We start from the raw sequence: 8,551 nt of genomic DNA, 5'->3' as shown, positions 1-8,551 counted from the left end.
CTCGTGAGAGGGGAAGGTGCACAAGCAAACCTTGCTCTTTACGAGGAGCAGATCAGAAATCCCAGTCCTCGTCTTCGGTATTGACGGCTTTGCCGATCACATACGAGGATCCGGATCCGGAGAAGAAGTCGTGGTTTTCGTCGGCGTTTGGCGATAATGCGGAGAGGATCGCCGGATTCACATCCGCCATGCTGGCCGGGAACAGGGCTTCGTAGCCGAGATTCATCAGCGCTTTGTTGGCGTTGTAATGCAGGAATTTCTTCACGTCTTCGCTCCAGCCTACACCGTCGTACAGTTCTTCGGTGTAGCGGATCTCGTTGTCGTACAAATCCTGAATCAGATCAAACGCCTGCTCCTTGATCTGACGCTGACGCTCTTCGCTTTCCAGTGCCAGCGCTTTCTGGAATTTATAGCCGATGTAGTAACCGTGAACCGCTTCGTCACGGATGATCAGACGGATCAGATCCGCGGTGTTGGTGAGCTTGGCGCGGCTCGACCAGTACATCGGCAGATAAAAACCGGAGTAGAACAGGAACGACTCAAGGAACACGCTGGCGACTTTCTTCATCAGCGGATCTTCTCCGTCGTAATACGACAAAATGATCGCCGCTTTATTTTGCAGCGCGACGTTTTCCTCGCTCCAGCGGTAGGCTTCATCCACGTCCACGGTGGCGCACAGCGTCGAGAAAATCGAACTGTAAGAACGCGCATGCACCGCTTCCATAAAGCAGATATTCGAGTAAACCGCTTCTTCGTGTGGCGTCACCGCATCTTTCATCAGCGTCGGTGCGCCGACCACATTTTGCACGGTATCCAGCAGCGTCAGGCCGGTAAATACGCGGATCGTCAGTTGTTTTTCCTGCGCGCTGAGCGTCGCCCACGACGGAATATCGTTCGACAATGGCACCTTTTCCGGCAGCCAGAAATTCGAGGTCAGGCGGTTCCACACTTCGAGGTCTTTATCGTCCTGGATTTTGTTCCAGTTGATGGCTTTGCTGACCGGTTGGGGTACTAACCTTTGTTTTACTGTGAATGATTTTACTGCGCTCATCTTTTAAGTCCTTTCAATCGGTTACAGCGTGCAGGAAACGCAGCCCTGAACTTCGGTGCCTTCCAGCGCCATCTGGCGCAGACGGATGTAATAAATGGTTTTGATGCCTTTGCGCCAGGCGTAAATCTGCGCTTTATTGATGTCGCGCGTGGAGGCGGTATCGCGGAAGAATAGCGTCAGTGACAACCCCTGATCGACGTGCTGTGTGGCTTCGGCGTAGGTATCAATGATTTTTTCCGGGCCGATTTCGTAGGCATCCTGGTAGTAATCCAGATTGTCATTGGTCATAAACGCCGCCGGATAATACACGCGTCCAATCTTGCCCTCTTTACGGATTTCTACGCGGGACACAATCGGGTGAATACTCGACGTCGAATTATTGATATAAGAAATAGAACCAGTCGGCGGCACCGCCTGTAAATTCTGGTTATACAGCCCGTGCTGCATCACGGAATCTTTCAGCGCCGCCCAGTCTGCGGTGGTCGGAATAGCAATCCCGGCGTCAGCAAACAGTTCGCGCACGCGGTCGGTTTTCGGCTGCCATTTCGCCGCCAGTGCGTCATCGACATATTTGTCAAAATACGCGCCGCTGGCGTAGGTGGAATCTTTGAAACCTTTAAACGACTGCTGGCGCTCGATAGCGATCTGGTTCGAGGCGCGTATCGCATGGAAAGCCACGGTGCAGAAATAGATATTGGTGAAATCCAGACCTTCTTCTGAGCCGTAATAAATACGCTCGCGGCACAGATAACCGTGCAGGTTCATCTGCCCGAGGCCGATGGCGTGCGAATCCTGATTCCCCTGATCGATAGATGGCACCGAACGGATATGGCTCATGTCAGAGACTGCCGTCAGCGCGCGAACCGCCATTTCTACGGTATTGCCGAAATCCGATGAATCCATCGCCGAGGCGATATTCAGTGAGCCGAGATTACAGGAAATGTCTTTGCCAATTTCCTGATAAGACAGGTCTTCGCCGTAGATCGTCGGCGAATTCACCTGCAAAATCTCCGAACACAGGTTGCTCATATTGATGCGACCTTTGATCGGATTGGCGCGGTTCACCGTGTCTTCAAACATCATGTACGGATAGCCGGATTCAAACTGAATCTCCGCCAGCACCTGGAAGAATTCGCGCGCGTTGATTTTGCTTTTGTGAATGCGTTTGTCATTCACCATCTCGCGGTATTTCTCGCTGATGCTGATTTCAGACATCGGCACGCCGTACACTTTCTCCACGTGATACGGCGAGAACAGGTACATATCTTCGTTGTTCTTCGCCAGTTCGAACGTGATATCCGGAATGACCACACCGAGCGACAGCGTTTTAATACGGATTTTTTCGTCGGCGTTTTCGCGCTTAGTATCGAGGAAACGCAGAATATCCGGGTGATGAGCGTTCAGATACACCGCCCCCGCCCCCTGACGCGCGCCGAGCTGATTGGCGTAAGAGAAGGCATCTTCCAGCATCTTCATGATCGGAATAACGCCGGAAGACTGGTTTTCGATGCGCTTGATCGGCGCGCCCACTTCACGGATGTTGGTCAGCATAAAGGCCACGCCGCCGCCGCGTTTGGAGAGCTGTAAGGCCGAGTTGACCGAGCGACCGATAGATTCCATGTTGTCTTCAATGCGTAACAGGAAACAGGATACAAGTTCGCCGCGCTGTTTTTTTCCGCAGTTGAGGAATGTCGGCGTTGCTGGCTGGAAGCGGCCGGAAATGATCTCATCAACAAAATGGCGGGCGAGCTGAATATCGCCGCGTGCCAGCGTCATTGCCACCATGCACACGCGATCTTCATAACGCTCAAGGTAGCGTTTGCCGTCAAAGGTTTTCAGCGTGTAGCTGGTGTAATACTTGAATGCGCCCAGAAAGGTCTGGAAGCGGAATTTTTTGGCGTAAGCCTGTTTGAATAACGCTTTAATATCGTCAAAGGCGTACTGATCCAGCACGGCGGCCTCGTAATAGCCTTCTTCCACCAGATAACGCAGTTTCTCCGCCAGATTATGGAAAAACACCGTGTTTTGATTGACGTGTTGCAGGAAGTATTGGCGCGCGGCCAGGCGGTCTTTATCAAACTGGATCTGGCCGTTAACGTCGAACAGATTCAGCATCGCGTTAAGCGCGTGATAATCCGGGCTGCTGGTGCCGGGGTCGGTAATTGCTAGTTCTGTCGCTGCCAAAATTCTGTTACTCCCTGTCTGACCTTTGCAACGTCTTCCGGCGTTCCCAGCAATTCAAAGCGGTACAGGTAAGGCACCTGACACTTCTGGGAAATAATCTCACCGGCAATGCAATACGCTGCGCCGAAGTTGGTGTTACCGGCGGCGATAACGCCGCGGATGAGTGAACGGTTATGTTCATCGTTCAGAAAACGGATCACTTGAGTCGGCACCGCGCCTTTGGACGATCCGCCGCCGTAGCTCGGCACCACCAAAATATACGGTGTGTCGACACGCAATTTTTCAGGCTGACGATCTATCGGGATGCGGATCGCCGGCAATCCCGTTCTGCCGACGAAGCGATGGGTGTTTTCTGAACTGCTGGAAAAATAGACCAACGGATTCATCCGCCGGTCCTCAGAACGCGTTCTGAAGCTGGCGCAGGGCGCTGATTTTGTCCGGACGGAAACCAGACCAGTGGTCGTCGCCGGCTACAATCACCGGAACCTGCTGATAACCCATCGCACGAACCTGCCCGAGAGCCTGCTCATCCTGAGTCAAATCGACAACTTCGTAGGCGATGCCTTGTTTATCTAATGCACGGTAAGTCGCGTTGCACTGGACACAGTCTGGTTTACTGTAAATAATAATGCTCATGATTTGTATTTCCATCTAGTAAGAAATCAGAGACAATTTTTGCCTGCCCGCTGCGCGGCTGTTTCAGCCGGGGGAAAGGCGCGAGAGTCGGTGCCATCGTGGCGTTCCGATGGACTGAATACTAGATGTGGTGATTTAAATTTTCAACCACACAATATGTAGATTTTCTAAATTTGCTTATTGCAAAAACGGCTAAGCCCGCAGGCAGCGGGCTGGAGAGGGGAAACTTTTTTTAGTTTAATTTTTAAGCGGTCAGATTACTGGCGCATACCCACCGCGAGGCGGTTAAACGCATTCATCAGACCGATGGCGAAGGTCAGTTCTGAGATTTCCACGTCGCTGAATTGTGCTTTCAGTGGCTCAAAGGCGTTATCCGGTGCGCCGGTAGCGGCAATCAGAGTGAGTGATTCAGCCCAGGCCAGCGCCGCGCGTTCACGCTCAGAATACGCGTGGCTGACCTGCCAGCCCGCCAGCTGATCCAGTTTGGTCTGCGCGACCTCCATTTTACGCAACGCTTTGGAATGCATATCCAGGCAATAGGCGCAGCCGTTAATTTGTGACACACGCAGGAACGCCAGCTCGATAATCACGTTATCCAGCGGACCGTTTTCCAGTGCGCCGAGCGCGGCTTTCATCGGTTCCATCACTGAAGAAGACAGGGAATAGTAAGGCAGGCGAAGTGCAGTCATGATGATTTCCTCTGGGCGTTTTGGGCTAAACAGCGACGCAGGGTGCGTCTCAATGACCGCTACTTTACGCTGCGTATGGTCTATACTACAGAGCCATAAAATACATATTTATACAGGTCATGATGCGCGGCTTCAGTCTTTCCTTTCAGCTCGATCCCCGGCACAAAGCACCGCTTTACCGCCAGATTTATCAGCGGGTAAAACAGGCGATCATGGCAGGACAGCTTAAACGCGGCAGCCGTATGCCGTCGGTGCGGGCGATGGCCAGTGAACTCGGCGTGGCGCGCGCCACGGTGGAAAATGCCTATGGCCTGCTGATGGCGGAAGGCTTTTTGCAAAGCCGCGGACAGGCCGGAACGGTGGTCAGCGCGCCGGAAAGTTTATCCTCCCCCGAGCCAGCGCCGGTCAGAAAAGACGCCGGGCGTAAGCTCATCAACCCGATGTTGCCTTCTGTTTCTTCCCTTCCTTTCCAGCTCGGACTTCCGGCGCTGGATGCGTTCCCGCGTGCTATCTGGTCGCGCATTGTCTCAAGGCAAATCCGTCACACCGGCATGAATGATTTAGGCCATCCGCCGCTGGCGGGTACAGACGTTTTACGCCACGCCGTCGCCCGTTATCTGCAACTTTCCCGCGGATTTAGCTGCCGTCCTGAACAGATATTTATTTGCGGCGGCTATGCGCCGGTACTGGATTTGATTATCGGCAGTCTGCTGCAACCGGGCGACGGCGTCTGGCTGGAAGACCCGGGTTATCCGGTTACGCAGGCATTTTTCCGTGCGGCAGGTGCGGTTGCCATGGCGGTGAACGTGGATGATGAGGGCATGAATGTGCCGCAGGCGGTGAAGCAGTTTCCTGACGCACGATTTGCCGTTGTTACGCCCGCGCACCAAAGCCCGACCGGCGTGACCATGAGTTTAGCGCGGCGCATGGCGCTGCTGGACTGGGCAGCACAGCAACAAGCGTGGATTATTGAAGATGATTACGACAGCGAGTTCCGTTATCACGGACAGCCTTTGCCTTCGCTGAAAAGTCTCGATACACAGGGAAGGGTGATTTACGCCGGAACGTTCAGCAAAGTGATGTTTCCGGCGCTTCGCTGCGGCTATGTGGTGGTGCCGGAAAGTCTGGTGGAAAAAATTGAGGCGTATTGCCCGCTGCGAATTTGCGGCACGCCGCCGTTGGTGCAAAGCAGTATCGCGGAGTTCATCGAACAGGGGCATTTCTACCGGCATCTGAAACGGATGCGCCAGCTTTATGCTGAACGCCGTGGTTATCTCGAACAGGCGCTGACGGCGCAGTTTCCGGCCGGGGTGTTACGCGTGAATCAGCAGGTCGGTGGGATCCAGTTATCCGCCAGCCTGAATACCCGTCTGGATGACGCGCTGATCGCCAGACATGCCCGCGAACAGGGGCTGGCGGTGCAGGCGCTTTCCGACTGGCAGGTTGAGCGGCGTGAGCGTGGCGAAGCGTTACGCCCGAACGGTTTGCTGATGGGGTTTCCTAATATCAGTTCTCAGGAGCAGGCGGACGCACTGGTGCAGCGGCTGGAGGGGGTGATTTCTGGTTTTCTGAAATAGAAAACGGAGCCCGAAGGCTCCGTCGTCTTTTTAGCAATTACGCGGCAATGAGGGAGCCACGCGGATGTTTCAGCTTTTTAAGGCATATTCCCGACACAGGAGTGAAACATCACTAATTGCCTTTTTTGTTAGCGACGTCCCAGAAGGACACCGATAACAATACCGATTGCCGCACCGGCACCGACGCCATACCACGGATTATCTTTCACATAATCATTGGCTGTAGCCGCCGCATCACGTGCCTGCTGGCTAATTTTATCGGTGTTAAAACGTGCGCGTGTATCACGCAGAACGCCCTGTGCTTTGCTGCGGAGTTTATCCAATTCATCCTTAGATTTATCGCCTGCAGACTGAAGTACTTCATCCAGCGTATCTGCCAGCAGGGTTACGTCCTGATTGATATTTTTTTCTACTTTATCTGTTTTCTTAAACATTCCGTCTCTCCTTGTGTGACTGTTGGATTAAGCATAGACCATAATGTCGTACCAGATGGTTCTTTAAGGACAAAGACCTGTGATGATGGGGCTTTACAGGCCATGACCCTGTGGCAGCAAGTCAGGCGGGGCGCGGGCTGACGTGATACGTCTCAGATTTCTCTGCAAAACGAAATCTGCGTTACAGCCAATAACATTTTTAGCCCGTTTCGAGGCTAAAACCTGTTTATACTGTTGATTCCACTCTCTGTGATCTCATTTTCGGGTCCGCCCATGTCTTTAAGTACGCTTCGTTCTAACGCTCTGCTCAATAAACGCATTTTGTCGTTCATGCTGTTTACCTTCGTTGTCTATCTGACCATCGGCTTACCGCTCGCCGTCTTGCCAGGCTTTGTGCATAATACGCTGGGATACAACTCGGTGCTGGCGGGACTGGTGATCAGCGTTCAGTATTTTTCAACGCTCATCAGCCGCCCGCATGCCGGGCGTTACGCGGATATGCTTGGGCCAAAACGGGTGGTGATTTTTGGTCTGATTTGCTGCGGGATGAGTGGCGTGTTTTACGCGATTGCCTTCTGGTTTGCTGCTTATCCGCTGGCGAGCCTGCTATTACTTTGTCTGGCACGCGTTTTCTTAGGCGTAGGCGAAAGCTTCGGCAGCACCGGAACCACCTTGTGGGGGATTGGCGCGGTGGGGGCGAAACATACGGCGCGGGTGATCTCGTGGAACGGTGTGGCTACCTATGGCGCGATGGCTGTCGGCGCGCCGCTCGGAGTATTGCTCAACCATGCTTACGGGCTGATGGGCGTAGCCGTTCTGATTATTGTCGCTGCTGCATTTGCCGCCATTCTTGCCTGTATGAAAGCGGCGATTTCTGTCACCGCCGGTAAACGTATTGCCTTTAAAGCGGTGGTTGGACGCATCTGGCTTTACGGACTGGGGCTGGGTTTCGGCACGATCGGGTTCGGCGTTATCGCCACCTTTATCACACTGTATTACGCCGATAAAGGCTGGAGCGGAGCGGCGTTCACGCTTACTTTATTCAGCCTCGGATTTGTTGGCGCGCGTCTGATTTTCGGCAATATGATTAATCGCTTTGGTGGCCTGCGCGTGTCACTGGTTTCGTTTGTGTTTGAAGTGGCGGGGTTGCTGATGATCTGGCTGGGGCACGATCCGCTTTCTGTGCAGTTTGGCGCGTTCCTTACCGGCTCGGGTTTCTCGCTGATTTTCCCTGCGCTGGGCGTGGAGGCGGTAAAACAGGTGCCGCCGCAAAATCAGGGCACGGCGCTGGGCTTATATTCTGCATTTTTAGATCTCGGGCTGGGGATCACCGGACCGGTTGCCGGACTGATTATTTCGCATCTGGGCACGCCCTCTATTTATCTGGCGGCAGCTTTTATGGTCGTGGTCGCCTGGTTACTGACACTCAAAATATGGCTGCAAAACGCGCGTCAGACTCAGGCTGAATAACCATTTTACAGTGTGAATGCTGAGTGTAGATAAATCCTAAATACGCCAAAATCTGGGATAAACGCATTGTCTGGCAGAGTTATTGCGGTAAGGTCGCCTTGCGGTTAAAGAAGCGAGGAGCAACCATGTATTTACGGCCAGATGAAGTGGCACGCGTTTTAGAAACATCAGGTTTTGAACGCGATTTTATTGATGATAAGGCTTACGGTTACCGCCGGGGCGAGCATTATGTGTATGTAAACCGGGAAGCGCGGTTTGGCCGGACTGCCCTGGTAATACACCCGGCGCTGAAAGAGCGCAGTGAGCGTTTTGCGGAACCGACAGCATCGTTTCGCAGCAGCGATGCGTACAAGAATTTCCCGCTGGATGTTTCCAGCGACAACGAAACCTATTATGGAATTTGCCACGGTTTCAGTTCGCGTCAGATTCTGGCGAGCTATCTGGATAATGTATTCAGATAATCAGGCAGGTCGATCTGATAAGAAAAAGCCGCTGAATCAGCGGCTTTTT

The 8,551-nt window shown here is 53.2% G+C and carries 9 protein-coding genes; 3 read left to right on the top strand and 6 right to left on the bottom strand.

The genetic code is table 11. The annotated features are described in order from the left end of the window. Positions 1-52: 52 nt before the first annotated feature. From nrdF to UC15_RS17790, 5 genes are all read right to left on the bottom strand, one after another. Positions 53-1,051 (bottom strand): class 1b ribonucleoside-diphosphate reductase subunit beta, encoded by a 999-nt coding sequence (nrdF, locus tag UC15_RS17810; RefSeq protein WP_112289788.1) that lies wholly within the window; start codon positions 1,049-1,051, stop codon positions 53-55. Between the two features lie 21 nt (positions 1,052-1,072). Further along, positions 1,073-3,235: a class 1b ribonucleoside-diphosphate reductase subunit alpha gene (gene nrdE / locus UC15_RS17805; RefSeq protein WP_112289787.1), complete on the bottom strand. Its 2,163-nt coding sequence runs from the start codon at positions 3,233-3,235 to the stop codon at positions 1,073-1,075. Further along, complete coding sequence (gene nrdI, locus UC15_RS17800; RefSeq protein ID WP_112289785.1) at positions 3,217-3,621, bottom strand: class Ib ribonucleoside-diphosphate reductase assembly flavoprotein NrdI; 405 nt, start codon at positions 3,619-3,621, stop codon at positions 3,217-3,219. The genes nrdE and nrdI overlap by 19 nt, the downstream gene beginning before the upstream one ends. Positions 3,622-3,631: 10 nt before the next feature. Next, on the bottom strand, positions 3,632-3,871 hold the full coding sequence (nrdH, locus tag UC15_RS17795; RefSeq protein ID WP_013574097.1) for a glutaredoxin-like protein NrdH: 240 nt from the start codon (positions 3,869-3,871) through the stop codon (positions 3,632-3,634). 257 nt (positions 3,872-4,128) lie between these two features. After that, positions 4,129-4,560 carry a carboxymuconolactone decarboxylase family protein gene (locus UC15_RS17790; protein WP_112289784.1) on the bottom strand — a complete coding sequence of 144 codons (432 nt, stop codon included), beginning with the start codon at positions 4,558-4,560 and terminating at the stop codon, positions 4,129-4,131. A 122-nt stretch (positions 4,561-4,682) separates the two neighbouring features. On the opposite strand from UC15_RS17790, the gene UC15_RS17785 reads away from it, so the two are divergent. After that, entirely contained in the window at positions 4,683-6,137 is a 1,455-nt protein-coding gene (locus UC15_RS17785) for a PLP-dependent aminotransferase family protein (protein ID WP_112289782.1), read from the top strand. A gap of 128 nt (positions 6,138-6,265) precedes the next feature. Here UC15_RS17785 and UC15_RS17780 read toward each other — a convergent pair whose 3' ends face one another. After that, positions 6,266-6,571 (bottom strand): YqjD family protein, encoded by a 306-nt coding sequence (locus tag UC15_RS17780; protein WP_112289780.1) that lies wholly within the window; start codon positions 6,569-6,571, stop codon positions 6,266-6,268. 273 nt (positions 6,572-6,844) lie between these two features. Here UC15_RS17780 and UC15_RS17775 point away from each other — a divergent pair, with 273 nt between their 5' ends. Next, positions 6,845-8,041, top strand: coding sequence for an MFS transporter (locus UC15_RS17775; protein WP_112289779.1), 1,197 nt, complete (start codon positions 6,845-6,847; stop codon positions 8,039-8,041). Between the two features lie 125 nt (positions 8,042-8,166). Continuing rightward, positions 8,167-8,502 (top strand): DUF2002 family protein, encoded by a 336-nt coding sequence (locus UC15_RS17770; protein WP_112289777.1) that lies wholly within the window; start codon positions 8,167-8,169, stop codon positions 8,500-8,502. The last annotated feature ends 49 nt before the right edge of the window (positions 8,503-8,551 follow it).

This window comes from Rahnella sp. AN3-3W3, from assembly GCF_003263545.1.
GTDB lineage: Bacteria > Pseudomonadota > Gammaproteobacteria > Enterobacterales > Enterobacteriaceae > Rahnella > Rahnella variigena.
The sequence above is the reverse complement of the archived record's forward strand: the minus strand, read 5'-3'. Positions and strand labels throughout refer to the sequence as shown.